Raw genomic sequence first — 25352 nt, forward strand, 5'->3', positions numbered from 1 at the left:
CAATCAATTTTTCTGGCAAAAAGCGGCAATGCCGCACGCATAACGGCATTGCTCCGCTCACTGTCGCCATGGCCGGCTATTGCCGATTTAACAATTCGGCCGCATTCGCTTTCGCCTGAATATGCTTTCGTTTTATTTCAAACGGCGTACGCGCGCCATGCTGCCTGCCACACCACGCGCCACAACACTCATCATCAAGACCTGAACGGCTTATGCGACGCATTCTCAACGTGTTGACCCACACACGCACGCTCTCGATCATCGGCCTGCTCGCGCTCGCTGCTGTCTTATTCATCGGCGCCGATACCTTGCAGATCGACCTGATGTGGCCGGCGATCGTGCTCGGCGCCGTGATCGCGCTGTGGCTGCTGGTGTGGATCGTGCGCCGCCTGCGCGCGCGCCGCGCGAACCGCAAGCTCGGTGAGATGCTCGAGCAGCAGGCGGAGAAGCAGGCCGAAGCCGGTCCCGCGCCTACGCCCGCGCGCCAGGCCGAACTCGACGTGCTGCGCACGCGCCTCGTCGATGCGGTGAAGACCATCAAGACCTCGAAGATCGGCCAGGTCTCGGGCGGTTCGGCGCTGTACGAGTTGCCCTGGTACATCGTGATCGGCAACCCCGCTGCGGGCAAGAGCAGCGCGGTGCTGAATTCAGGCTTGCAGTTCCCCTTCGCGGACAAGAACAACGCGGTGATCCACGGCATTGGCGGCACGCGTAACTGCGACTGGTTCTTCACGACCGAAGGCATTCTGCTCGACACCGCCGGCCGCTATTCCGTGCATGAAGAAGACCGCACCGAATGGCTCGGCTTTCTCGGCCTGCTCAAACGTTTCCGGCCTAAGGCGCCGATCAACGGCATCATCGTCACGGCGAGCATTGCGGAACTGACCAACAACAAGCCCGAATTCGCAATCAATCTCGCGAAGAACCTGCGCCAGCGCGTGCAGGAGTTGACCGAAAAGCTCGAAGTGTTCGCGCCGGTGTATGTGATGTTCACCAAGGCCGACCTGATTACCGGCTTCACCGAATTCTTCAGCGGCAGCGAGCGCCACGAATACGACCGCGTATGGGGCGCCACCCTGCCCTACGAGCCGGATGAAAAGCGCGACGTGGTCGGCCTCTTCGACGAACACTTCGAAGAGCTGTACGACGGCCTGAAAGAGATCAGTGTCGCGCAAATGTCGATCAATCGCGGCAACAAACTCTCGCCGGGCCAACTGAGCTTTCCGCTCGAATTTTCGACCATCAAGCCCGCGTTGCGCGCGTTTCTCGCCACGCTGTTCGAGACCAACCCGTTCCAGTACAAGCCGATTTTCCGCGGCTTCTATTTCACCAGCGCCTTGCAGGAAGGCGAAACCAATAGCGCCGCGGCCACGCGCATCGCCAACCGTTTCGGCCTGAGTTCCGATAGCCTGCCCAAGCCGCATAGCGCGTTTTCGAAGAACGGCTTCTTCCTGCGCGACCTGTTTTCGAAGGTGATCTTCGCCGACCGGCAAACGGTCAAGCAATTCGCGAGCCCCGCCAAGACGCGCATGCGCTATGCGACCTTCTTCGGCTTCGTCGCGGTGCTCGCGTTGGCGCTCGGCGGCTGGACCTGGTCGACGGTCAACAACCAGCAGCTCACGGCGAACGTGCAGGCCGATCTCGACAATGTCGTGCGTTTGCAGCAGAACCGCAACGACCTGCAATCGCGCCTGCAGGCCATGGACGTGCTGGAGGACCGCATCGACCAACTCGAACAGTTCCGCCGCGACCGGCCGCTCGCGGTGTCGCTCGGGCTCTATCAAGGCGATCGCCTCGAACAGCGCCTGCTCACCGAGTACTACAACGGCGTGCGTCAGATCCTGCTCGATCCGGTCTCGCAGAATCTCGCGTCGTTCCTGAAAGACGTCAACGCGCATCCCGATCAGCTCGCGCCGTTGAACCGCGCGCCGGACGCCGCCGCAATTCCTGTCTCCACGCACTCGGCGATGAGCGCGAACAGCCAGGGCGGCCTGTATAGCGACGCCTCGCCGACCAACGTCGAAGACGCGTACAACGCGCTCAAGACCTACCTGATGCTGAGCGACAAGCGTCATGTGGAAACGGCTCACCTCACCGATCAGGTCGCCCGCTTCTGGCGCGGCTGGCTCGAAACGAATCGCGGCAACATGCCTCGTGACGAGATGATCCGCAGCGCCGAACGCATGATCACGTTCTACCTGTCGCGCGTTTCCGACGACGACTGGCCGATGATCGACCAGAACCTCGGCCTTGTCGATCAGACGCGTGAGAACCTGCGCCGCGTGGTGCGCGGCATGCCGGCCCGTCAGCGCGTCTACGAGGAAATCAAGGCGCGTGCGTCGACCCGTTTCGCGCCGATGACGATCGCGCGCATTGTCGGCGAAAACAATACGGCGCTGGTGGCGGGCAGCTATGCGATCCCTGGCACCTTCACGCGTGAGGCGTGGTTCCAGTACGTGCAACCCGCCATTCGCGACGCCGCCACGAAAGAGTTGCAGGCGAAGGACTGGGTGCTCAACACGTCCGCGCACGACGACCTGACGCTCGAAGGCAGCCCCGAGCAGATCCAGAAAGCGCTCGTCGCAATGTACAAGACCGAGTACGCGATGCACTGGCAGAAGTTCATGCAAGGCATTGCGGTGCAGAGTTTCGGCAGCTTCGGCCAGGCCGTGGACGCGATGAACCGTCTGGGCGATCCGCAGGACTCGCCGATCCGCAAGGTGCTCGAAACCGCGTACGACCAGACTTCATGGGACAACCCGTCGCTCTTCAACGCGAACCTGAAGCGCGCGCAAACGGGCGTGACGAGCTGGTTCAAGAACTGGTTCTCGCGTGCGCCGACCGGCCAGCTCAACGCGAACATCGACATCAACGGCAATCCGGTCGAAGTGCCGATGGGTCCGATCGGCCAGGAGTTCTCGGCGCTGGGCCGTATCGTCGTGAGCGGCGACAACGGCTCGATGCTCAAGGGCTATATGGAGACGCTGTCGAAAGTCCGCACGCGCTTTAACGTGATCAAGAATCAGGGCGATCCGGGACCGGGCGCGCGCCAGCTGATGCAGCAGACGCTCGACGGCAGCGGCTCCGAACTCGCCGATTCGCTGAAGTACGTCGACGAACAGATGCTTACGGGCCTCACCGACTCGCAGCGCAAAGCCCTGCGTCCGCTGCTCGTGCGTCCGTTGATGGCGGCGTATGCGGTGGTGATCCAGCCGGCCAGCGTCGAAGTCAACAAGGTGTGGAATGCGCAGGTGTATCAGAGCTTCCAGGGCTCGCTCGCGAACAAGTATCCGTTTGCCAGCGACGCGAAGGTCGAAGCCGGCGCCGGCGAAATCGCCCAGGTGTTCGGCCCGGACGGCGCGATCGCCAAGTTCGTCGGCACCACGCTCGGGCCGCTCGCGGTGCGCCGTGGCGACACACTGACGGCTCGCACGTGGGGCGATATGGGTCTCGCGCTCACGCCTGACTTCACCAACGGCTTCGCGCGCTGGGTAGCGCCGCTTGCAGGCGGCGCGGCCGGCGCAGCGGCCGGTCAAGGCTCGGCTGAACCGCAGACCGTGTTCCAGATCCTGCCGCAGCCGAGCAGCGGCACGACGGAATACACGCTGGCGATCGACGGTCAGCAGATGCGCTACCGCAATACACCGCCGCAGTGGACCAACTTCGTGTGGCCGAATCCGTCGGGTTCGCCGGGCGCGACACTGAGCGCCACGACCTTCGACGGCCGCACGCTGCAACTGGTCAACGAACCGGGCCGCTACGGTCTGGAGAAACTGATCAACTCGGCGCAACGCAAGCGTCGTCCGGACGGCACGTTCGATCTGTCGTGGACGCAAGGCAGCGTGACGGTGGCGGTCAGCATGCGCATCATCAGCACGTCGCAGGCGTCGAGCGCCAGCAGCGATGCGCCGCAACAGCAGAGCCTGCGCGGCTTGCGGCTGCCGTCCTCGGTGGCGGATGTGAGCGCGGCGGCCAATTCGGTCAATGCGACCGCCGCGGGTGCGCCGGGCTCCCTGCCCGCCGCCGCGCCGGCAACGCCCGCGGCACGGCCGGCTACGGCCGCCACCGCGGTTTCGAATACAGGGGGTGCGCAATGACGCAAACCGTGCAGGCGCAAATCGCCTACTTCGGCAAGATCCCGTCGCGCGGCGACTTCGTGAAGAGCGCGCATAACCCGCAATTGCTGGCCACGCTAGACCGCTGGATCGCCGAAGCAATGGAACTGCTCACCGACGATCCGCGCTGGAAGATCGTCTACGAAAATGCCAAGCCGATGCACTTCGCGTTCCTCGGTTCGCGCAGCAAGCTGGCGATCGCCGGGCATATGATGGCGAGCCACGATCAGTCGTCGCGGCGCTTTCCGTTTCTTGCCGCGACCGCGCTCGAAGTCGAAAAGCCGCTGACGTTCCTCGCGCACAGTCCGCTCGCCTTCGCGCGCCTCTGGTCGCGCGTCGCGGCGCAAATGAAGCCGCTACTCGGCGCCAGCGAACCGCCCGGCGCGCTGCAGGCGCTCGGCGAGACGCAGGTTCCCATCGAGATCGGCGCCGGTCCGGGCAATCCGCACGACGGCACCTTCAACGACTTCGTCGAACACCAGACACTCTCCGGGCTCGAACAGATGCTGCTCGCGAGCGGCCATCCGGTGCGTCTGCGTGGCGCGATGCTGGCGCTCGGCTCACTGCTGCGTCCGGTGATGCAAAGCGGCTCGTCGCACCTTGAACGCGGACTGACCTTGCCGCTGCCGAACGATCCGTTCTACCGCAGCCTCGTTGCCGCGTTCTGGCTCGAACTAATTGCGCCGTTCGTCGCGCAGGCGGATTTCGAGCTGGCGATTTTCATCGGCACGATTGCCGAGCGCGAGCGGCTCATCATCGGCTTTAACGGCGCCTCGGCCAAGACGCTGCACAGCGTGGTCGATCCGCAGTCGTACGCGGCGCACAACATCGATATCGACGATCCCGAGTGGATCGACGAACACGCACAAAACGATCATGGCATCAGCAAGCTCGTCAGTTACCTCGATCAACCGCAACTGTCGCTGCGCGTCAGCATCGACACGTTCCGCGAAGCATTCACGGGAGCGTGACACGATGCTGAATCTCTCCATTCGCACGTCCGTGCTGCTCGCCGGTCTTCTGCTGAGCGCCCTCGCGCATGCCGACAACGACGGTCCGGCTCGCGTCACGCCGGTCGACAACAGCGGCATTTCGATTCACACCACGATGCTGCCGCCGGCTTCGTCGGCGCCGGTGGGCAATGCTGGCCCTGCGGTGAATACGGCGGGACTCGCGAGCGGCACGACCGGCTCCGGCACCGGCGCGATTACCGCGGCGCCGCCGCCCGCCAACGCGACGCCGGGCCAGGTCGTGGTCGGCGGCAAGGTGCCGGACGAAGCGACCAAGGCGGCCGTGCTTGCGCGCTTGCGCGACACGTACGGCGCGGCCAACGTGGTCGATCAGATCGAAGTCGCCGATGTGGCCACACCGCCGAACTGGTCCGCGAACGTGCAAAAGTTGATCGGCCCGCAGTTGAAGCAGATCAGCAAGGGCCAGTTGAAAATCGACGGCACACAGATCGACATGAAGGGCGAAGTGCACAACGAATCGCAGCGCCAGCAGCTCGCGAGCGACATGGCGAATGCGCTGAACCCGACTTACACGATCAAGAACGGCCTGCGCGTGAGCGCTTCCGAACAAGGCCTGCTCGATCAGACGCTCGCGAATCGCACGATCGAATTCGAAACCGGCAGCGCGACGCTCACACCGCAAGGCCGCGCGATTCTCGATCAGATGGCCGCCGCGATGGGGAAAATGACGACCAAAACCGTCGCGATCATCGGGCACACTGACAACTCGGGCAACCGCACGTCGAATATCGCGCTGAGCCAGGCGCGCGCGGATGCGGTGAAGGGTTATCTGGTCGCGAAAGGCATCCCGCCGCAACAGATGACGACGACGGGCGTCGGCCCGGATCAGCCGATCGCGTCGAACGACACGACCGATGGACGGGCACGGAATCGGCGTATCGAGTTTCGTGCGGGATCTTGAGTTAGCGCCAGCGTGGCGGTGTGCGTGAAGAAAAACCTGGCTTCGATAGATAACCGAAGGCAGGCTTTTTTGTTTGCTGCGTTGAAGGCTTTGTTCAGCTGTTCTCTTCCGGCTTCACGCCCAGCAACTCGCGAATATGCGCGAGCGATCCGTCGTCTTTCACCACGGTCGATAGCCATTGATGCAGTGGCATATCCGCTGCCTCCGCCGCTTTGTCGGCGAAATACGCGGCAGGGTTATGCGGCTCCGTCGCGCGAAAGAACTTGGCCACCGCACGCAACTGCGCGACGGCCTGCGCACGGCTCTGGATTCCTGCAATCGGGCTCGTCGGCATGGTCGTCAACACAGGTTCCTCGCGTTGCGGTGCGGTCTTGAAAGTAGGCTCGGCACGTTCGACTTCGTTGGGCGCGGGCGTTTTCGCGGGCGGCGGCGCTTCGGCGTTCACGCCCAGTTCGCGTGCAAAGCGCTCGGCCAGGCGGTAGACGCTTTCGTACGCGTCCTTCGCCTGACGGAAACTCGGCGCGGAGTCGGCGGCGCGCCGGTCCAGCTCCTGTTCGAGTGCGAGCATGGCCGCTTCGAACGCTTTCAGATCTAGCAGCAGCGCCGAGTAAAACGCCGGCGGCGTAGCGCGCTTCGACGCCTCGATTTGTTCGATCGACGGCTTGCCGCGCGCGATATCGTCGGCGTGATCCGGATCGCGCTTGACCGCTTGCGCGACGTGCGTGGCCACGTCCCAATCGATCGTGCTGTACGCATTGCCTTGCGACGACGTGAGCGGCATGGCGCGCAGCAGATCGCCGGTGCGGCCGACCAGCCACGCGACGTTGCCGAGACGATACTCGGTGTCGTCGCCTTCCGGCAGCGGATGCACGTGATCCCAGTAGCGCTCGCAAAGCCCTGTCAACAGCGCGTAGCCCTGCGAAAGACCATTGATGCCCTCGTCGATCGCGAGTGCTTCAGTGAGCCACACGGCGAGGCGCAAATCCTTGGTCTGCGTTTGCAGCAGACTGCCCGAACGCTCGACCACAAAAGGCCAATCGGCCTCCTTGATCTCCGTGACCCATTCGCCCTGATCCAGCGACGGGTCTTCGAAACGGCGCGCGTGCTGAATCGCATCGAAATCCGCTGAAAACAGCAGATCTTCGCCACAAGGCGAGGTTTCGCTGAGCGGAGCCAGCAACGTGTTCAGATTGATCGGCATGAAAGAAAGCAATAAGTATCCGGTACGGCATTAAAACAGATTGGGCGTCCGTTCACACCACCGTGTAGTCGAATTCGCCCGCCTCGCTCGCGCGCACGGCAATGCGTTCGATCGCCGCGCCGTTCGCCACACGCTCCAGCACCTGCTGCGCGATTTCGGGCAATAGCGTGCCGTTCAGAATGTGATCGACGTTGCGCGCGCCGGAGTCCACCTCGGTGCAACGCGCGAGCACCGCATCGACCAGCGACTCGTCCCACTCGAACACCGCCTTGTGATTCGCCTCGATGCGGCGGCGAATCCGATCGAGCTTCAACTCGATGATTTCGGCGAGCACGTCGTCGGAAATCGGATAGTACGGCACCACTTTCATGCGGCCGAGAAATGCCGGTTTGAACGCTTTGTACAGTTGCGGACGCAAGGTCTCCGCGAGTTCGTCGGCGTCGGGCAACTCTTCCGCGCTCTTGTTCAGGCAGGCCTGCATCACCGCCTGCGAGCCGACGTTCGAAGTGAGAATGATCAGCGTGTTGCGGAAATCGATCTCGCGGCCTTCGGCGTCGTCCATCGTGCCCTTGTCGAACACCTGGAAGAACATTTCGAGCACATCGGGGTGCGCCTTTTCGACTTCGTCGAGCAGCACCACGGAATACGGATTGCGGCGTACCGCTTCGGTGAGCACGCCGCCCTCGCCGTAACCGACATAGCCCGGCGGGGAGCCTTTCAGGCCGGATACGCTGTGCGCTTCCTGATACTCGCTCATGTTGATCGTGACCATCTTGCGTTCGCCGCCGTACAGCACGTCGGCCAGCGCGAGCGCGGTTTCGGTCTTGCCGACGCCCGACGGTCCGACGAACATGAACACGCCGCGCGGTTTGTTCGGGTCTTCGAGATTCGCACTCGCGGTGCGCACGCGCTGCGCGATCGCGTCGAGCGCGTGGTCCTGGCCGATCACGCGCGCGGCCAGCAACGGTTGCAGGTTCAGCACGGTCTGGATTTCGTCCTTGACCATGCGGCCAAGCGGAATGCCGGTCCACGAAGCGACGATTTCGGCAACCACGTGACCGTCGACCTGCAACGGCACCATCGGTTGGCCGCCTTGCAAGGCGTGCAATTCGGCTACGCGCGTGCCGAGCGTTTCGCGTGCCTGCTGTGCCTTGTCGGCTTGTGCAGGGTCAGCGCTGCTCACGCGCGCCGCGTCGATGTCCGCGCGCAAGCCGACGATCTCCGTCACCAACGCACGTTCCTTGTCGTAGCGCGCTTCGTCTTCGGCGAGATCCTTAAGGTCTTCTTCACGCAGACCGCGCAATTCGGCGAGCCGTTCGTCGTGCAGCGCGCCGCTCGCCACTTCGCGTTCCAGCGCGGCGATTTCAGCGTCGATACGTTCCAGGCGCTTCTTCGTGTCGTCGATTGCTGCGGGTGTCGAACTGTGCGCGAGCGCGACTTTCGCACAAGCGGTGTCGAGCACGCTGATCGCTTTGTCCGGCAGTTGCCGGCCGCTGATGTAGCGATGCGACAGACGCACCGCTTCCGTGATCGCATCGTCGAGCACGCGCACGTTGAAGTGCTTTTCCATCAACGCGGCCATGCCGCGCAGCATGGCCGCGGCGAGCGTCTCGCTCGGCTCCTCGATCTTCACGACCTGGAAACGCCGCGCGAGCGCAGCGTCTTTCTCGAAGTACTTCTTGTACTCGCTCCATGTCGTGGCCGCGATGGTGCGCAATTCGCCACGCGCCAACGCCGGCTTCAGCAGATTGGCCGCATCGTTCTGCCCCGCTTGGCCACCAGCGCCGATGATGGTGTGCGCTTCGTCGATAAAGAGAATGATCGGATGCGGACTCTTCTTCACCTCGTCGATCACGTTCTTCAGGCGGTTTTCGAACTCGCCTTTCACGCTCGCGCCGGCTTGCAGCAAACCCATGTCGAGCACGTGCAGCGCTACGCCTTTGAGCGGCGCGGGCACGTCGTCGACGGCAATGCGCAGCGCGAGACCTTCGACCACCGCCGTTTTACCGACGCCCGCTTCGCCTGTCATGATCGGGTTGTTCTGGCGGCGGCGCATCAGAATGTCGATGGTCTGGCGAATCTCACCCTCGCGGCCGATCACCGGATCGATCTTGCCTTCACGCGCGCGCTGCGTGAGGTTGCTCGTGTACGTGTCGAGCGCGGGCGTTTTCGACGGCGCGCCGGGCGCGGTATCGGTCGGCGTCCCATCGTCCGCGCCGCTTTCCGCGCTTTGCGTCTCATTGCTGCGCTCGACTTCGCGCGAACCCGCGGTCAACTCATCGAACTTGTGCTTCAGGTCGGTCACGCGCACTTCGCGCAGCAACGGCGACATGCGCTCGGCGAATTGCGCGAGATCCGGCGCGGTCAGCAGCGCCAGCAACAGGTGCCCTGAACGGATCCGCCCGATCTGCGAATCGAGCGACGCAATCAGCCACGCCTGTTCGAGCAACTCGATCAGATGCTTCGAAAATACCGGCGTGCGCGTATTGCCGGTTTTCAAACGCTGCAACTCGCGCTCGAGATCCGCGCGCAATGCGTGCATGTCGATCCTGCTCGCGCGCAGCACCAGCGCGACGTCGCTCGTGGGTTCGTCCAGCAGCGCCAGCACCAGATGCTCGAGGTCGACCTCGTAGTGACCGCGTGCAAGACAATTGTTCGCCGCCAGCAAAGCCGCCTGCCGGCAGGTCGGGTTCAGTTTGGCGATCAGGGTATTGAGGGACGTGCTCATGTCGTGCGGTCCGGGTCCGGGTTCTGTCGTTATGGTCAGTGAATCACGTGCAATTCGTAGCGGGCATCCGCGCGGTCACGGTCGGCTTCCTTCGTGCAGAGGAACGCGTCCCAGCCGAGGCGCGCGCCCTTGCTCAACAGGCTCGGTCCGACGGCCTCGCGGCGCAGCACCAGCGACACCTCGTATTCGAGCGTAGCGCCGGCCAGCAGCGTGAGCATGCGTTCGAGCGCCACGGCGCGATCGGCGCCCGGTAAAAACGCTTCATAGTCGGCCTTGTCGAGCGGTCCGATCACGAGACGCGCGCGCATGTCGCGTTGCCAGACGCGCTCGCCCGCCAGCGCGGTCGCGCCGAGCGTCGCGTTAACGCTGCCGAGCAAGGTCAACTGATCGCGTGGCACGTCGTACCATTTGCCGATGAACTGCTCGACGCGCACCGGCACCTTGAAGTACTCCGACAGCGTGCGTTGCAAATAAGCCGCCGATACCGGCCGATGCCGCGCAGCCAGCGCGTAACCGGCAATCGCCTCGTCGAATAGCGCGCCGTCGCCGCTTTGCAGGCTGTTGCGTGTGTCGTCGTCGGAGACGCCGGCGAGCGCGAGCAGCAAAGGCAAATAGCGTTCGTCGCGATCCAGCTCGTAGTGAAACGGTAAGCGGTATTTCTTCCACGCCGCGTAGAACAGCGCCGTCGCACGATTCGAAAACACGTCGAAAAACTCACGCGCGGCGCGATCCCGCTTGATCTGCTCACGCGCGATGATCTGCTCGGTGTAATGCAGCGGCAATGCGCCCTGCCCGCCGAGCAAACCGAAAAAAGCCGGTGTGATATCGACCTTGTCGAGCGAGCCGTTTTCGAGCGCCACCGTGCGTTGTGCTTTTTCCTTCAGCGCCGCGCCCGCGTCGTCGTAAGACTGCGCGCCGTGAATCTCGCTCGGCGGAAACGACATCGACAGCGAATTGCGAAAGGCAATACGCCGCGCGACGATTTCGCCGGGACGTCCGGTGTGGGTTGGCGATTGCTGCGCGAACCACTTCTCGAGAATCCGCACCGCCTGAAAAAACTCGAAGCGATGCGGCTCGTCGAGAAGCTGCTCGACTACGCCAGGATCGATTCGCCGCTGCGCGGTTTGCATCGCAGAATCTCCTCGCCAGTGCGCTTCGACACGACGACCAGTTGCACAAAGCTGTTCAGATGCACGTACAGCCCAAAAAACGTGTCGATCACGCGCACGAACGACGCGAGACTCGTGCCGACGAAATGCTCTTCGTCGATCGTCAAACGAATCTCAATGCCGCGCACGAACGTGGCGAACGGTTTGCCCGGCAGCCATTGCACGGCGGCGCGCTGCTCGATGCCGACCAGGCCGTCGATATGCCGCGCGGACACCGCCGTGCGCCGCAAGTCGTAGAGCACGAGCATTTCCTTGAGCGCCGACAAGCCGCTATTCGCGAGCGATACGTGATTCAACGCCAGATGCGAGATCAGCCGCCAATGCGCGGCGCGTCCGCGCTCGAAGCGCACGCTCGGCGTGGGCCGGCGCAGCATCGAGATGCTGCCGGTCAGTGAGCCGCCTTCGAGAAACAGATCGCCGCCTTCGAGTCCCACCGCGAGGCCCGCGGGCAAATCGCGATTGGTACACGTCAGATCGAGACTCAAGGTATCGGTTTGCGGCGCGGCCGGTTCGAAGTCAATATCGACGATCGAGATTTCAGTCTCGTAGCCGGGGCTTTTCTGCGCGACCCAATCATTGCGCCGTGCGAACCAATAGTGACCCGCACGCGCCGCTTCGCCGTGATGCAATGAATAGAACGGCCGGAATTCAATCACCGATTCTTCATGCGCCTGTTGCCTGACGAGTTTCACCGAATCGATCGAATAGACTTCGTAGGCAAACGCGCGGCGCGCTTCGGCGATCACCGGATACGAAATCGCCTGATGGCTGATACGGATCGGCTCGCCGTGCTGTTCGAACAGATTCACCACCGGCGTGCAAAACAGGCGGAAATGATGCGCGGCCAGTGAATCCAGCAGCCGCGCAATGTGCGAGTCGCTGCGCACTTCCTTCAACACGACATGCAGCGTCAAACGCTGGCAGCGGCCGCTTGCGCGTGTCATCGCCGCCAGATCGAAGTCGGCGAAATTGAATTTCTCGGGAAACGCGAAGTATTCGGTCAGCAACCGGTACGCCGGGTGCGATTTGGCCGGATAGTCGATCAGCGCGTCTTCTTCGTCGAAACCGGCTTGCACGACCGGCGATTCGCGTAATTGCTTCCACACGCCGCGACGGTCGGCTTCCACGTAAGTGGCCATTCCGTTGATGAACAGACAATCCGCCACGGCCGCGATAAAAGACTGCTCGCCGTGCAGATGCGTGCGCAGTGTCCCGACTTTCAGCGCGGAGAGATCGAGTTGCGCCGCCGTCGATTCAAAGGTGATCGACACGATCGCCGTGGCATTGCCCGGCAGTACGGTGGCACTCGGCGCCATCGCCACCGACGTGTATTTCGCCTCCGAGATGCGGATCGGCGCCAGCGTCACGTCGTAGGCGGTACGGAAACGGCATTGCACGCCGCGAATGGGCCGCGACTTGAGTTCGGTGCCGCGTTCGACCCGAACCGGTTCGGTCAGATGACTCAGTGCGGCGGACGTGCCCAACTGCGCAATCGAGCACGACGGAAACGGCCGCAGGTAGTGCGGATACAGCACTTCCAGCAGCGCCTCGGTGAATTCGGGGTAATCGTCGTCGAGTTTCTTGTTGATGCGCGCGCCGAGCAACGCGAACGATTCGATCATCCGCTCGACGTGCGGGTCTTCGCAGTGCTCGCCGGACATGGCCAGACGCGCCGCGATCTTCGGGTAGCGCTCGGCGAAGTCGCGCGAATAGCGCCGCAGAAATGACAACTCGCGCTCGTAATACGGCAGCAATTCTTCCATCGATCTATCCCCGGACCTGAAGCCTCTCCGCCCAAACGATCGCCACCGTTGCGCGTAACGGCTGCGGCAAAGCGGTACACAAAGCAACTGCTAGACAACGCCGCTACGCGAATGCAGCGGTTGAAAATTCTGCTACTACAGCTTCGCGCGTGCGCGCGTCACCGAGTATTGCAACGTGGAAGGCTGCAGCATCGCATCGAAACTCACCGGTTCTTCCGCCGGATGGACCACCAGCAGCGCCTGAATCGAAAAGTTCAACGCATTGGTGGATTGTTCGTTCAATTCGAGCGTGACCGCCACCTGCTGCAAGCGCGGCTCGTGCCGCGCGATGGCCTGTTGAATCGATTTGCAGATGAAGGTGCGGTCGTAATGGCTTGCGAGGCTCAGGCCCGCGAAATCATTCAGACCGTACGTGAGCACCGAGCGCTGGCATTCCGGCAGCGCCGCCAATTCGTGTTCAGTCAGCGCAATGCGCGTATTCAGGATCGCCTCGACGTCGCGCGCGACCGTGCTCTTCAATTCATCCAACGACAATTGCCGCATCGCCGGGGAAGCCGGCAGATGCGGTTCGTCGTCGAACAGCTTGTCGAGAAAGCTGGGTTCGAAGCGTTTCATCAGCGTCCGAAGAAACGGATCGATGCAAGGCACACACCGTGAGCGACAACCCTTTCGAGCCCCGCGCGCCGTGTGCACCCGTGCATCAGACCGCGTACGTCTTGTCGTTCTTCGTCAGGCTCCACGCGCCTTGCGCGTTGCCGCCCTGGTTGCCGCCGATCTTCTGCTGCGTGTACTTCCACTGCACGGCGGCGTACTTCAGCGAGAACTGTTCGGTCGGCAGACCTTCGCCCACCACGCTCGGCGTCACGCTCGAAATAATCACGTACTTGAGTTTGACTTCCAGGTACTTGATGCGATTGCCTTCGCCATCCGAACGCATGAAGTCGATCGTGACTTCGTCGAACGTCGTGCCGCCGGACGCGTGTTGGTAGATCAGCGGGCTGACCACGTCGATGTCTTTCGTGAACTGCATGTCGGCATGTTCGCAGCGCTCGGAGGTGTGACCACCTGCCGTCGAGGCGGTTGCCGAACGCGGTTGCGTGATCGAGTGGCTCCACGAATCGATTTCGATCCAGCCGGCGTGATCCTTATCGGCGGACTCGCCCTTGATCGCCGGATTGCCGAATTTTAAATAGATATCCTTCATAACTCATCGACTCCCCAAAGAGGTGGTTTTAACAGCCAACCCGGGCGGCCAGCGCGGGTTAGCTGACTTGCTTTATGAATTAGCCGGTTTCGGCAGGTCAGCGACAAGTCGCAAAGAGATCGACAGCTCGTCCAGTTGAAAGTGCGGGCGCAGGAATGCGACCGAACGATACGCACCAGGCTTGCCCGGAATCTCCGAGACCTGTATCGATGCCTCGCGCAGCGGGAACTGCGCCTTCTGCTCCTGCGTCGCGTTGTCGTCCAGCAGCACGTACTGCGAGATCCAACGGTTCAGGAATACTTCGACGTTCTGTGCCGATGCGAAGCTGCCGATCTTGTCGCGCATCATCGCCTTCAGGTAATGCGCGACGCGCGATACCGAGAAGATGTACTGCAATTGCGCGGACAACACTGCGTTGGCATTCGCGCTGTCGGTGCTGTATTTCTTGGGTTTCTGCACCGATTGCGCGGCGAAAAACGCGGCGTAGTCCGAGTTCTTGCAGTGCACGAGCGGAATGAAACCGAGGTCGCTCAGTTCCTTTTCGCGGCGGTCGGTAATCGCGATTTCAGTCGGGCATTTCAGCGCGACTTCGCCGTCGTCGGTCTTGAACGTGTGGGTGGGCAGATCTTCCACCAGACCACCGCCTTCCACGCCGCGAATCGCCGCGCACCAGCCGAAGTCGTCGAATGCCGCTGTCAGGCGTGCAGCGAATGCCCATGCCGCGTTACACCACAGGTATTTGCTGTGGTCCGTGCCGTCCACGTCTTCGACGAAGTTGAAACCCTCGGCCGTGGCGCCGTCTTTCGGATTGAACGGCAGGCGGCCCAGAAAACGCGGCAGCGTGAGACCGACGTAGCGCGAATCTTCGGCGTCGCGGAACGACTTCCACTTCGCGTATTCGACCGTGTCGAACACCTTGCCGAGATCGCGCGGCTTGCCGAGATCGGCAAAGGTTTCAAGGCCCATCAATTCGGGCGACGCCGACGCGATGAACGGCGCATGCGCGGCCGCCGCGACGTGTGACATCTGCTCGATGAAGTACATGTCTTCGGGCTGGCGCGTCACTTCGAAGTCGCCGATGATCGTGCCGAACGGCGAGCCGCCGAACGTGCCGAATTCTTCTTCGTAGATCTTCTTGAAGAGCGCGCTCTGATCGAATTCGATCGCCGTCTTGAAGTCGCGCACCAGGTCGCGCTTGGGCGCATGCAGCGCCTTGATCTTGACCGTTGCGCCGGTATTGCTTTCCTTGCACAGATAGTCCAGACCGCGCCACGTGCTTTCCATGCGCTGGAATTGCGGCGCGTGCATCACCGCGCTCAACTGCGCGGAGATCAGACGGTCGAGTTCGGCAACGCGTGCGTCGATGGTAGCCGACAGGTTGTCGGACACCACCACGGTGCCGTCGAGCACCTGATGCACGAGTTCGCCGATCAGGTCTTTCGCGCGCGCGTGCTCGGAATCGGACTTCGCCACGCGGCTTTTCTCGACGATTTCGTCGAGCAGCGTGGATTCCGTACCGCTTTGCGCGGTAGCGAGTTGGGCTGCTGCCGTTTGCTGATTCATCTCACACCCCGTGCTTATTCGCCCTGCTTGTCGTGGTCCGGCGCGCCGCCGTGCTGGTCCGCCGCGTTGCTCTGGTCTTTCGCCAGCGTTTGCAACTGCTGCGTGTTGTTGAGCACTTCGCTCAGCAGGTCTTCGAGTTTGTCGTTGCCGGCCAGCTTGTTGCGCAGATCGGCGAGCTTCGAGCGCGCTTCGAGCAGGCGCCGCAGCGGTTCGATTTGCGCGACCACTTCGTCCGGATTGAAATCGGCCATCGACTTGAAGCGCAGGTCGACGGCGAATTTGCCGCCGGCTTCGCTCAGACGGTTTTCCACCTGAAACGCGGCGCGCGGCTCGATCGCCTTCATCACGTCGTCGAAATTATCGCGGTCGATATTGACGAACTTGCGATCGCGCAGCTTCGGCTGCTCGACTTCAGACTGCCCCGCCAGATCGGCGACCACGCCGACGACGAACGGCAACTCCTTCACCTCGATCGCATCGCCGCGCTCGACCTCATAGGTCAATTGAACGCGGGGCGGCCGCACTTTTTGCAAGCGTTTTTGAATGCTTTCTTTCTTCGCCATCGTCGGCTCCCGGTGCTGATGGATCAGGCGTGTGGATCAGCGCAGCGCGCTGAACGGATCGGACGCGCCGCCGCTTTGCGCGGCTTTGGCGGGTGCGGCAGGCGCTGCCGGCGCGGCGGGAGCAGCCGGCGTGGCGGCGGGCGCCGCGGCGCTGGTGGTGGTCGTGGTGGCTTCCGGTGCATCCACGGCCTTGCCCTTGGCGACGTGACGAATCACGCGCTTCTTCTTCACCGCCTGCTTGTCGCTCGGGTCGGGCGGGAACAGCGTGGCTTCGCCGAGCGTGTCGCGCAGCTGCTTGGCGAGCGCTTGCGCGTCCGACTTCGCATCACCCGCGAGCGACGCGTCCTGACGCAATTCGCCGAGCGATTGCGTGGCGACGCGCAGGCCGGCCACCGCCAGCACGCTCTTTGCCTGACGATCGGTCTGGTCGCGTTGCAGCGCTTCTTGCGCGGCAACGATAGCCTGGCCGTAATGACCTTGTGTGAACTGGATCTGCGCAATACGCGACCACGGTTCTTCACGCGTCGGATCGGATTTGGAAAGTTGCTGATAAAGCGCGATAGCGCGATCCTGATCACCGCCCTTTGCGACGGTATCGGCATCCGCAAGTTGCTTATTAAAAGCCTCCGGTGTGCTCGCCACGTTGCCCTGTGTCGCGCAACCGGCCATCACGCCGCATGCCAACACAACCCCAGATAGTTTTACTAACAGACGCTCATTCATCGTTTTTCACCGACGTGCGAATTTTCTAATTCAAGGAGAAACCGGAGTTTTGCTTTGCTTCAAGTGCGCGGGTATAGTACAGGCCAATTTTCGATAATTCAACTTTCGTGTGAAGAAGGATTGCACGAAAAAAATGCATGTGGATCATTTAAACGAAACAAGCAGAAATTGTTTCCTGATGCAATAGCGGTGATGCGGGTGCCGGAAAAAATTTCCACTCGCCGCTCGCAAACACAGGAGCACCGGTAGTTGCATGCGCTTTGCATAAAGCGGCATTACGCGGCATAGCGTGGCTGCAAATTTGCCGGATTGAATTCGTTATTGGTGTTTTGACGGGGGACGGCGCCGAGCCGGTCGATGTATATGAATTCGCGTGTTATTCGCTATGCATCGCTATTGATTGCCCATGCCTCTGCCTGCGCGCTGCTGGGTGGCTGCGCGGCCGGCGTGACGGTGCTGGGAGCCGCTGCCAACGCGGCTTTGCAGGCGAGCGGCCTCGGCAAGCCGGACCTGCCGGATGCCCAGAAACCGCCGCGCAATGTCGGCCTTACCTTATATGCCGCGCCGAATCTGAATGCCGCGAATGACAAACGGCCATTGGCGCTGGTGGTACGGCTTTACACCCTGAAAGACCCGACTTCATTCCAGCAGGCGCCATTCGACGCATTTACCGATCCGGCCAAGGAAAAAACCACACTGGGCGGCGATTTGCTGGGCGTGCGTGAAGTAACACTGATCCCGGGCCAGCGCTACGTTGTTACCGAAAAAGTCTCGCGTGAAGCGCAGGCATTCGGTATCGTCGCGCTATTCCGTGATCCGGCGATGCAGCGCTGGAAATTCGCCTTCGACCCGGCGAAGTCGGAGAAATCCGGCATAATGATCGGCCTGCATAACTGTGCAATGACGGTGACCAACGGCACTGTGATCCCGCCAGAACAGGGATTGCCCGCGCAACCGCTGAATATGCTTTCTTCGGTAAGCTGCGGATAAAGATGCCGGTCAAATACGATTTAACAGTTTTTAGAGAATTAACAATGCGGCGCTCGAATCGGTTATCTCCGGGTGCGCCACACGCTGAACGCATATAACAGGTTTGAGATGAGTTATTCCGCAAAAGTGCTCTGGGGGGAAGGCCTGTTTCTAAGGCCGCAGCATTTTCAGCGTCAGGACGCCTATCATGAGGCGCGCCTGTTCGAATCGATCCAGGCGATCCAGCCGTACAACTGGGGCGTGCGTTCGGCGCGCTTCGACCGCGACGCGCTCGGCAGCAATGTGCTGCGTGTGAGCGAACTCTCGCTGGTGTTCCCCGACGGCGCGCTCTATTCCGCGCCGCAAGCCGACGACCTGCCGCCGCCCATCGCGCTGGATACGCTGCCCGACGGCATCAACGAATTCACGTTTTATCTCGCGCTGCATCCGCTGCGCGAAACCGGCGCGAACTACGCGCAGGACAGCAACGCCGGTTTCGTGTCGCGTTACGTCAGCGAGCAGACGCCGGTGGCCGATCATTTCACCGACGCCGCCGAAGCCGACATCACCTTCCTGAAGACCAGCGTCAAACTCATCGCGCACAGCGAGCCGCGCGACCAGTTGTTGTCGGTGCCGCTCGTGCGCGTGCGCCGCACGGCCACCTCGGGCTTCGAGATCGACGACAACTTCGTGCCGCCCTGCCTCGCCATCGACGCATCGCCGATCCTGCATCAGCGCCTGCGCCAACTGATCGACGCACTACAGGCCAAGGTCAATGCGCTGTACGGTTTTCACCGCGAGCCGACCAAGAACATCATCGAGTTCCGCTCCGGCGACATCGCTTCGTTCTGGCTGCTGCATACCGCGAGCGCGGCGTTCGCTTCGCTCGCGCATCTGTACCAGCATTCGGCGCTGCACCCCGAACGTCTGTTCCAGGAACTGCTGCGCCTTGCCGGCCAGTTGATGACGTTTTCAAAGGGCTATGCGCTGTCCGACTTGCCGGCTTACCGGCACGACGATCCGGGCCCCGGCTTCGCGCGCCTCGACACGATCCTGCGCGATCTGCTCGAAACCGTGATCTCCACGCGCTACTTCGCGATCGCGCTCGAGGAAGTGCGCCCGTCGTTCCATGCGGGCCGCCTCGACTCGGGCAAGATCGACGACAAGACCATGTTCTATATCGCGGTGTCGGCGGACATGCCGACCGCCGAACTCGTGGAAGCCGTGCCCGCGCGCTTCAAGGTCGGCGCGCCGGACGACGTCGACAAGCTGGTGCTCTCGGCCATGCCGGGCGTGCGGCTCGTCTACACGCCGCAGGTGCCGCCCGCCATTCCGGTTCGTCCGGGTGCGTGCTACTTCTCGTTCGAAGCGCGCGGCGCGCTGTACGACCGTATGTTGCAGGCCCAATCGGCAATGATCTACGCGCCATCGGGCATCAACGATCTTCAACTCGAACTGATCGCCGTCACATCATGAGCTACGCGCCATCCCTCTTTGGCGGCAGCACGCCTACCGCCACGCCCGCACCGATCACGGAGCCGAGCTATCAGGTCCGCTCGCTGCTCGATCTCTTGTACGACGGCTTCTTCATGCTGTTCCTGTTGAAGAACGGTCGCGAACCCGGCGACGCGCAGGAATTCAGCCAGCGCATCCAGCAGTTCCTCGGCGACTTCGAACGCGGCGCGAAGAAGCTTAATGCGTCGGCCGAAGATGTCTACGCATCGAAGTTTGCGTTCTGCGCGGCTATCGACGAATCGGTGTTGTCGTCCACCTTCAGGATCCGCACGGAGTGGGAGCGCCGGCCGCTGCAACTCGTGCTGTTCGGCGAGCAACTGGCGGGCGAGAAATTCTTCCAGTATCTCGAGGAGTGCCGCGCCCAAGGCGCGGCGCGTTTGCAGTCGCTCGAGGTATTTCACATGTGCCTGCTGCTCGGTTATCAGGGCAAGTATCTGCTCGAAGGACCGGAGAAGCTCGCGTATCTGACCGCGCGCATCGGCGACGAAATCGCGCATCTGAAGGGCAAGCGCGCGCAGTTCGCGCCGCATTGGCCGCTGCCCGATCAGGTCGCGCATCGTCTGAAACGCGAGGTGCCGTTGTGGTCGATCGGCGCGGTGTTCGCACTGGTTGGATTGCTGGCTTATCTCGGCCTCAATACCTATCTGCGCGATCAGACCTTGCGCTCGCTCGCGCCGTATTCGCAGGTGGTCAAACTCGGGCCGCAGTCGGCTACGTTGACGATTTCGTTGCCTTAGAGCCGCGTCGATCCATAGGCACTTTGTGGCCCGCCATCGCGCGGGCTTTTCTTCGTCCTCGACGGCCTGGATATGCACATGGAATCGGCCAGTGTAAAACTTCGTCAAGAATAAATCGTCCTATATACAAGCCCGCAAGAGCAATGCTAGAAGGAGTCTTTCTCCACTACGAAAAAAAACGATGCCTGTGTTCTGTAGCTTCACACTCAATCGAAAAGAGACTTCGCAGCTGGTCTGCTCCGGCTTCGGCCAGGTCGAGGCTTACTCAGGGCAGAAGATAGGCCGGGACAACCCGGACGAAGTGGCCGATGTGGATGTCGGCCCGATTCCTCCCGGCACCTACTACATCGTGGATCGGCAATCGGGTGGGCGTTTCGGCGGGCTAAGAGATTTTATTGCCGAGCACGTGGCCGATGAGACATGCACGATTGCTTCGATGGCGCGCTAGCACGCTCGCAGTATGGTTGGCATTGGGCACAGCACTCGCTTGGGGATCGCAACAGCTTTCGTTTGAAATACCGCTATGGCTCGCGGACTTCGTGAGACGCCTGCTGCGTTCGCTGTATCCCGCCTGGATGCCCGATGCCTACGATATCGAGGCGTGGACTAACTTTATCCTCATCGTTTCGGGCTATCTGATCGCGGCCGTCGTTGTTGTATTCACAAGCGTAGTCGCATGGAAGCACCTGTCCAGCAGGCGATAGGCTTCGGGATGCCGATTTTGTGGCCCGCCAGCCAATGCGGGCCATCTCCATCTAGCGCTGAAGCAAAGCTTATTGCGACTCTTCCGCCCACACGGCATTTTCGCGCGCCATCAGCGCCGTGGATGCCGCCGGTCCAAACGTGCCCGCCGTATAACCGCGCGGTTTTTCGCCCGATTTGCCCCAGCCTTCCAGAATCGGTTCGGCCCACGCCCATGCCGCTTCGAGTTCGTCGCGCCGCATGAAATGCGTGAGGCGTCCGCGAATCACGTCGATCAGCAAGCGCTCATACGCTTCCGCGCGACGCTCGGTGAAGGCCTGCTGCAAATCCAGATTCAGATTCACCGGCAGCATATGCATGCCGCTGCCCGGCTCTTTCGCGAGCACCTGTAACTGGATCGATTCTTCCGGCTGCAACTGGATTACCAGACGATTGCCGTAATTGCGACCGCCCTTCGGAAAGATCGAGAACGGCAGTTCGGCGAATTCGATGACGATCTCCGACACCTTCTTCTGCATCCGCTTGCCGGTGCGCAGGAAAAACGGCACGTGTGCCCAGCGCCAGTTGTTGATATGCGCGCGCAATGCGACGAAGGTTTCGGCGCGGCTGCCCGCCGGCACATTGTCTTCTTCCTGATAACCCTTCACGGCCTCGCCATCCACGGCGCCCGCTGTGTACTGGCCGCGCACGGTATCACGCGCGATGTCCTCGGGCGTCATGGGCCGCAGCGAGCGCAGCACCTTGAGCTTTTCGTCGCGGACCGCGTCCGGGTCGAGCGACACCGGCGGCTCCATCGCGACAATGCACAGCAATTGCAGCAAGTGGTTCTGCACCATGTCGCGCAGCGCGCCGGTTTTATCGTAGAAGCCCGCACGGCTGCCCACGCCGACCGTTTCCGCCACCGTGATCTGCACGCTCTTGATATACGGCGCTTGCCACAGCGGGCCGAAAATCGGATTGCCGAAGCGCAGCACCATCAGGTTCTGCACGGTTTCCTTGCCGAGGTAGTGGTCGATCCGGTAGATCTGCGCTTCGCTGAAATGCTTGCCGACCGCCGTGTTGATTTCCTGCGCGGAGGCCAGATCGTGACCCAGCGGCTTCTCGAGCACGATGCGTGAGTTGGCGTCCACCAGTCCCGCCGCCGAGAGGTTGTCGCAGATATTCGTGAACAGATCCGGCGACGTCGCGAGATAGAACACGCGGCGCACGCCTTCACGCGACACTTCTTTCAGGCGCTGATAGTCTTCGACCGAATCGACGTCCATGCGCACGTATTCGAACAGCGCGAGAAATTTGTCCCAGGCGCCGGCATCGAATGCTTTCTTTTCGATGAAGGGCTTGGCCTTCAGCTCCATGAATTCGTTGATGTACTCCTCGCGCGACCAGGGCTTGCGGCCGATCGTGAGAATGCGGGTGTCCGGCGGCAGATTGCAGTGCAGATGCGCCATGTAGAGCGCGGGCAGCAGCTTGCGAAACGACAGGTCGCCGGTGCCGCCGAAGATGATCATGTCGAGCGGCAGGTCGGGAGTGGCAGAAGCGTGGTGGGTCGTCATAGCGCGGTCGCAGCGTCGTGATGGATAAGGCGTCGGTCAACGGGCAGAAAAAAGCAGCAGCGCCGTGCCGGCGGACCGGCACTTTTTCTGGCAAACGCCTATGGTGCAACGTTTTGAGATTGTTTGCACGGCAACATGTGCCTCAGGTTAGCGCAATATGCCAACCGGACGCCGTAAAGGCCTGTTTTCAAGGCCTTTTCGATGTTCGCGAGCCACGCTCGATCCTGTTGCAAAGCACGCCCGCAGGCCGCCCACGTGCCCTCTCACGCACGATTTTTCGCCAAGCCTTCAACCACCTGACAACGCCTCGCGCGCCACGCGGCACGCCGCCAGATCCCACGCCGCACAGCCGACGCTTTTAAATACGACCGGTTTTTTTTGCGGCAACAACGCTGGATTGTCGAGCACCGAGGCGATGCCGCCGACCTGAGCCCAGTCTACGCCCGCCTGAATGAAGTCGCCGGCTTCGTGGCGGGCGCCCGCTTCGTCATCGACGAAAAGCGCGCTGCCGCCGAGGGTGCGCGCGCCGATCTCGACCATCGCCGGCGTGAATGCGCCGACGCCGATCACGAGCCGCTCCGCGCGCGCCGCTTCGTCGTAGATGGGCTGTCTGCTCGTGGTCAGCGCGATCACCACGTCGACCGAATCGGGGATCGTGGCGCTGGGTTGCATCAGCGGTTGAAGATCGCGCGCCTTGTCCTGATGCGCGGCGCAAAACGCCTCGGCGCGCGCGGGCGCACTGCCCTTCACCCACACGCGCGCGTCGGGAAACAGTTCGCCGATCGCCTCCAGATGGTTGAGCGCCTGCGTGCCGGTGCCGATCAACAGGAATTCTCGCGGCGTGCCGGCGGCGAAGGTGTCGACGCCGAGCATCGAGATCGCCGCCGTGCGGCGTCCCGTCACGGTCGGGCCGTCGAGAATGAAGAGCGTCTCACCGGTGTCGGCGTCGAATGCCATCACTTTGCCGTGGATGGTCGGCAGGCCGCGCGCGCCGTTGCCAGGGCACACGTTGACCAGCTTGTGGATCGCGAGGTCGGGCGCGGTGGCGGGCATCGACAGCATGATGCCGTCTTCGTTGAGCGGCACGACAAGCCGCTCGGGACTCGCGATGCGCTGCTGCGCGTAGTCGATCGTCGCGCGCTTGAGTGCGCCGACGAGCGCGGCATAGGGAATCAGCCGCGTGGTCGCGGCGGCGTCGAAAGTCTGCGTGGTCGGGTGGGTCATGGGCAGGTCGTTCCAGTCCTTGGCAGAAGGTTGAGTTCGAATGGGCTAGCAGGCGGCGGGCGTTTCGTTCGGCTGGCGCGACGATTGGATCACCATCAGCAGATCGCCCGCCTCGATTGGACACGGCTCGTCTTCGTAAAACGACAGCACGCGTCCCGCGCGCACCAGGCCAACCACCACCGCGCCCGGCAACGCATTGCTCCAGCGGCCGACTTCCTGCGCCGTCGCCTGACGTTCGACCAGGTTGACGCGGCCGCGTGCCGACAAAAGATCGTTCACGAAGGGCACGATGTATTCGCTGTCGACCGCGTCGGCGAGCAGCAAGCCGCCGATCTTGGTCGACGAGACGATCACGTTCGCGCCGGCCTGGCGCAACTGGCGCTGATAGGTCTGCTCCTGAATCCGCACGACGATCTTGGCCTGCGGCGCGACGCTGCGCACGGTCAGCGTGAGCAGGATCGCGGTGGCGTCGTCGGTGACGGCAATGATGACCGCGCGGGCAATATGCACCTGCGCCTGCTGCAACAGATCCTCGCGCGACGGATCGCCGAGCAGGCCGGCGACGCCGAGCCCCGTGGCCGCTTCGAGCGCCGCTTGCTGCGGATCGATCACGACGATCGATTCCGCGGCGAAACCGCTTTCCAGCAACTCGCGCACCGCGACCGAACCGCTCAATCCGTAGCCGCAAATCACGACGTGATCGCGCAACTGCTTTTGCAGGCGTTTCATGCGGAATTCCTCGATGACGCGTTGAATGACGAACTGATAGGCGGTGCCGAGAAACACGAACCAGATGACGATGCGGATCGGCACGATGAAAAAGGCGTCGATGAGCCGCGCGCGGGCGGTCACCGGCACGATGTCGCCGTAGCCGACGGTGGCCACGGTCACCATCGTGAAGTACATCAAATCGATGATGCCGAGGACTTTGCGGTTAGCGTCGCGCAAGCCGTCCCGATCGATGTAGAGCACGGCGAAGGCGAGCACGCACAGGCCGACCACCAGATAGATGCGATGCAGCAGCATGCGCTGCGGCGACGCCGCGGGCCGCGTGAACAGCGTGCGGGCGCGCGGCGCCTGCCAGGGCGTGCGGGCGCGGCGCGACAAACGGAAGCGCGGCGGACGTGGCTCCGGCTTGGGCGAATCAGGCACGCGGCGGCTCCGGGAGTCGAGGACAAGCGATTCTACGACGCCGCGCGCGCCCTGGGGCCGGATCGGGAAAGCGCGGCGGTAAGTCGCGCGACGACGGGCGCGTTAGCGCGCGGTTGAAGATCGTTTCGACACAGCCTGCTCAGCCGCGCGCGTGGCCATACATTGAAGCCAGGCTGAACCCAAAACCAGCCGCGCCGCCATCACTGCGACGTGTCTTTGTCGCCGCCCTTCTTGCCACCCTTGAACATCGCGCGGCACGCTGGGCTGAGTTCATCGACGTGCTGCTTCATGCAGGCGGTGATCTTGTCTTCGTTGGGAATGTCGGCGGCGCAGAAATGCATGGCGTCGCCACGGCAGGCCTTGGCCTGATCGTCGCGGCTGGCAGCGTCCGCCGAGGCGGCGGAGCCAAGAGCCATCAAGCTGGCGGCAAGGAGGGCGTAGGTTCGTTTCATGGCGGTTCCGGTAGCGCAGAAGTCGGTACCGGCTATCCAGCAGAAAACGGGCCCGAACATCGCGCCCACCGGACGCCCCACCCGCCG

20 protein-coding genes are annotated in these 25352 nt (G+C 62.4%); 7 read left to right on the forward strand and 13 right to left on the reverse strand.

Annotation, left to right across the window (positions count from 1 at the left end):
• The first annotated feature begins 212 nt into the window (after nt 1-212).
• Genes tssM through P0D80_RS18990 form a run of 3 tightly spaced genes read left to right on the forward strand, consistent with a single transcriptional unit; the run spans nt 213 to nt 6047 of the window.
• Nucleotides 213-4097, forward strand: a complete 3885-nt coding sequence (tssM, locus tag P0D80_RS18980; RefSeq protein ID WP_408285991.1) for a type VI secretion system membrane subunit TssM — start codon at nt 213-215, stop codon at nt 4095-4097.
• Nucleotides 4094-5086 carry a type VI secretion system-associated protein TagF gene (gene tagF / locus P0D80_RS18985; protein WP_132382940.1) on the forward strand — a complete coding sequence of 331 codons (993 nt, stop codon included), beginning with the start codon at nt 4094-4096 and terminating at the stop codon, nt 5084-5086. The genes tssM and tagF overlap by 4 nt, the downstream gene beginning before the upstream one ends.
• Before the next feature lie 4 nt (nt 5087-5090).
• A complete protein-coding gene (locus P0D80_RS18990; RefSeq protein WP_408285994.1) occupies nt 5091-6047 on the forward strand; it encodes an OmpA family protein in 957 nt (318 codons plus the stop codon).
• Nucleotides 6048-6141: 94 nt separating this feature from the next.
• Here P0D80_RS18990 and tssA read toward each other — a convergent pair whose 3' ends face one another.
• From tssA to P0D80_RS19035, 9 genes are all read right to left on the reverse strand, one after another.
• Nucleotides 6142-7248: a type VI secretion system protein TssA gene (gene tssA, locus P0D80_RS18995; protein WP_408286128.1), complete on the reverse strand. Its 1107-nt coding sequence runs from the start codon at nt 7246-7248 to the stop codon at nt 6142-6144.
• A 52-nt stretch (nt 7249-7300) separates the two neighbouring features.
• Complete coding sequence (gene tssH / locus P0D80_RS19000) at nt 7301-9976, reverse strand: type VI secretion system ATPase TssH (RefSeq protein WP_408285996.1); 2676 nt, start codon at nt 9974-9976, stop codon at nt 7301-7303.
• 35 nt (nt 9977-10011) lie between these two features.
• Nucleotides 10012-11106, reverse strand: a complete 1095-nt coding sequence (gene tssG, locus P0D80_RS19005; RefSeq protein ID WP_408285999.1) for a type VI secretion system baseplate subunit TssG — start codon at nt 11104-11106, stop codon at nt 10012-10014.
• A complete protein-coding gene (gene tssF, locus P0D80_RS19010; RefSeq protein ID WP_408286001.1) occupies nt 11070-12908 on the reverse strand; it encodes a type VI secretion system baseplate subunit TssF in 1839 nt (612 codons plus the stop codon). The genes tssG and tssF overlap by 37 nt, the downstream gene beginning before the upstream one ends.
• A gap of 135 nt (nt 12909-13043) precedes the next feature.
• Nucleotides 13044-13523, reverse strand: a complete 480-nt coding sequence (gene tssE, locus P0D80_RS19015; RefSeq protein ID WP_408286003.1) for a type VI secretion system baseplate subunit TssE — start codon at nt 13521-13523, stop codon at nt 13044-13046.
• An 85-nt stretch (nt 13524-13608) separates the two neighbouring features.
• A complete protein-coding gene (locus P0D80_RS19020; protein WP_020070381.1) occupies nt 13609-14112 on the reverse strand; it encodes an Hcp family type VI secretion system effector in 504 nt (167 codons plus the stop codon).
• A gap of 72 nt (nt 14113-14184) precedes the next feature.
• Nucleotides 14185-15675, reverse strand: coding sequence for a type VI secretion system contractile sheath large subunit (gene tssC, locus P0D80_RS19025; protein ID WP_132382930.1), 1491 nt, complete (start codon nt 15673-15675; stop codon nt 14185-14187).
• A 14-nt stretch (nt 15676-15689) separates the two neighbouring features.
• Nucleotides 15690-16238 carry a type VI secretion system contractile sheath small subunit gene (gene tssB, locus P0D80_RS19030; protein ID WP_106280696.1) on the reverse strand — a complete coding sequence of 183 codons (549 nt, stop codon included), beginning with the start codon at nt 16236-16238 and terminating at the stop codon, nt 15690-15692.
• Between the two features lie 36 nt (nt 16239-16274).
• The gene (locus tag P0D80_RS19035) at nt 16275-16961 is read right to left on the reverse strand and encodes a tetratricopeptide repeat protein (protein WP_408178388.1); all 687 of its coding nucleotides are present in this window, start codon (nt 16959-16961) and stop codon (nt 16275-16277) included.
• 363 nt (nt 16962-17324) lie between these two features.
• Here P0D80_RS19035 and tssJ point away from each other — a divergent pair, with 363 nt between their 5' ends.
• The 4 genes from tssJ to P0D80_RS19055 all read left to right on the forward strand — a co-directional run bounded on the left by tssJ (nt 17325) and on the right by P0D80_RS19055 (nt 20630).
• Nucleotides 17325-17951: a type VI secretion system lipoprotein TssJ gene (gene tssJ / locus P0D80_RS19040; protein ID WP_408286130.1), complete on the forward strand. Its 627-nt coding sequence runs from the start codon at nt 17325-17327 to the stop codon at nt 17949-17951.
• A gap of 108 nt (nt 17952-18059) precedes the next feature.
• Entirely contained in the window at nt 18060-19406 is a 1347-nt protein-coding gene (tssK, locus tag P0D80_RS19045) for a type VI secretion system baseplate subunit TssK (protein ID WP_408178390.1), read from the forward strand.
• Nucleotides 19403-20182, forward strand: coding sequence for a type IVB secretion system protein IcmH/DotU (icmH, locus tag P0D80_RS19050; RefSeq protein WP_408178391.1), 780 nt, complete (start codon nt 19403-19405; stop codon nt 20180-20182). The genes tssK and icmH overlap by 4 nt, the downstream gene beginning before the upstream one ends.
• 181 nt (nt 20183-20363) lie before the next feature.
• Nucleotides 20364-20630, forward strand: coding sequence for a tlde1 domain-containing protein (locus P0D80_RS19055; protein WP_408286005.1), 267 nt, complete (start codon nt 20364-20366; stop codon nt 20628-20630).
• Nucleotides 20631-20955: 325 nt separating this feature from the next.
• Here P0D80_RS19055 and zwf read toward each other — a convergent pair whose 3' ends face one another.
• The 4 genes from zwf to P0D80_RS19075 all read right to left on the reverse strand — a co-directional run bounded on the left by zwf (nt 20956) and on the right by P0D80_RS19075 (nt 25265).
• Nucleotides 20956-22437: a glucose-6-phosphate dehydrogenase gene (zwf, locus tag P0D80_RS19060; protein WP_132382920.1), complete on the reverse strand. Its 1482-nt coding sequence runs from the start codon at nt 22435-22437 to the stop codon at nt 20956-20958.
• A 288-nt stretch (nt 22438-22725) separates the two neighbouring features.
• The gene (gene lhpI, locus P0D80_RS19065; RefSeq protein ID WP_408286007.1) at nt 22726-23661 is read right to left on the reverse strand and encodes a bifunctional Delta(1)-pyrroline-2-carboxylate/Delta(1)-piperideine-2-carboxylate reductase; all 936 of its coding nucleotides are present in this window, start codon (nt 23659-23661) and stop codon (nt 22726-22728) included.
• A gap of 45 nt (nt 23662-23706) precedes the next feature.
• Entirely contained in the window at nt 23707-24813 is a 1107-nt protein-coding gene (locus P0D80_RS19070) for a potassium channel family protein (RefSeq protein ID WP_408178395.1), read from the reverse strand.
• 200 nt (nt 24814-25013) lie between these two features.
• Nucleotides 25014-25265, reverse strand: coding sequence for a hypothetical protein (locus P0D80_RS19075; RefSeq protein WP_132382914.1), 252 nt, complete (start codon nt 25263-25265; stop codon nt 25014-25016).
• Between the last annotated feature and the right edge of the window lie 87 nt (nt 25266-25352).

Origin of the sequence: Paraburkholderia sp. RL17-373-BIF-A (genome assembly GCF_046030175.1) — a bacterium.
In the GTDB taxonomy this organism is placed as follows: domain Bacteria; phylum Pseudomonadota; class Gammaproteobacteria; order Burkholderiales; family Burkholderiaceae; genus Paraburkholderia.

Coding starts and splice junctions, on each gene's coding strand:
- P0D80_RS19055 (WP_408286005.1), top strand. CDS start 20,364: ATGCCTGTGTTCTGTAGCTTCACACTCAATCGAAAAGAGACTTCGCAG.
- tssB (WP_106280696.1), bottom strand. CDS start 16,238: ATGGCGAAGAAAGAAAGCATTCAAAAACGCTTGCAAAAAGTGCGGCCG.
- tssK (WP_408178390.1), top strand. CDS start 18,060: ATGAGTTATTCCGCAAAAGTGCTCTGGGGGGAAGGCCTGTTTCTAAGG.
- icmH (WP_408178391.1), top strand. CDS start 19,403: ATGAGCTACGCGCCATCCCTCTTTGGCGGCAGCACGCCTACCGCCACG.
- tagF (WP_132382940.1), top strand. CDS start 4,094: ATGACGCAAACCGTGCAGGCGCAAATCGCCTACTTCGGCAAGATCCCG.
- tssA (WP_408286128.1), bottom strand. CDS start 7,248: ATGCCGATCAATCTGAACACGTTGCTGGCTCCGCTCAGCGAAACCTCG.
- tssF (WP_408286001.1), bottom strand. CDS start 12,908: ATGGAAGAATTGCTGCCGTATTACGAGCGCGAGTTGTCATTTCTGCGG.
- tssG (WP_408285999.1), bottom strand. CDS start 11,106: ATGCAAACCGCGCAGCGGCGAATCGATCCTGGCGTAGTCGAGCAGCTT.
- zwf (WP_132382920.1), bottom strand. CDS start 22,437: ATGACGACCCACCACGCTTCTGCCACTCCCGACCTGCCGCTCGACATG.
- tssE (WP_408286003.1), bottom strand. CDS start 13,523: ATGAAACGCTTCGAACCCAGCTTTCTCGACAAGCTGTTCGACGACGAA.
- tssH (WP_408285996.1), bottom strand. CDS start 9,976: ATGAGCACGTCCCTCAATACCCTGATCGCCAAACTGAACCCGACCTGC.
- tssJ (WP_408286130.1), top strand. CDS start 17,325: ATGAATTCGCGTGTTATTCGCTATGCATCGCTATTGATTGCCCATGCC.
- P0D80_RS18990 (WP_408285994.1), top strand. CDS start 5,091: ATGCTGAATCTCTCCATTCGCACGTCCGTGCTGCTCGCCGGTCTTCTG.
- tssM (WP_408285991.1), top strand. CDS start 213: ATGCGACGCATTCTCAACGTGTTGACCCACACACGCACGCTCTCGATC.
- lhpI (WP_408286007.1), bottom strand. CDS start 23,661: ATGACCCACCCGACCACGCAGACTTTCGACGCCGCCGCGACCACGCGG.
- P0D80_RS19035 (WP_408178388.1), bottom strand. CDS start 16,961: ATGAATGAGCGTCTGTTAGTAAAACTATCTGGGGTTGTGTTGGCATGC.
- P0D80_RS19020 (WP_020070381.1), bottom strand. CDS start 14,112: ATGAAGGATATCTATTTAAAATTCGGCAATCCGGCGATCAAGGGCGAG.
- P0D80_RS19075 (WP_132382914.1), bottom strand. CDS start 25,265: ATGAAACGAACCTACGCCCTCCTTGCCGCCAGCTTGATGGCTCTTGGC.
- tssC (WP_132382930.1), bottom strand. CDS start 15,675: ATGAATCAGCAAACGGCAGCAGCCCAACTCGCTACCGCGCAAAGCGGT.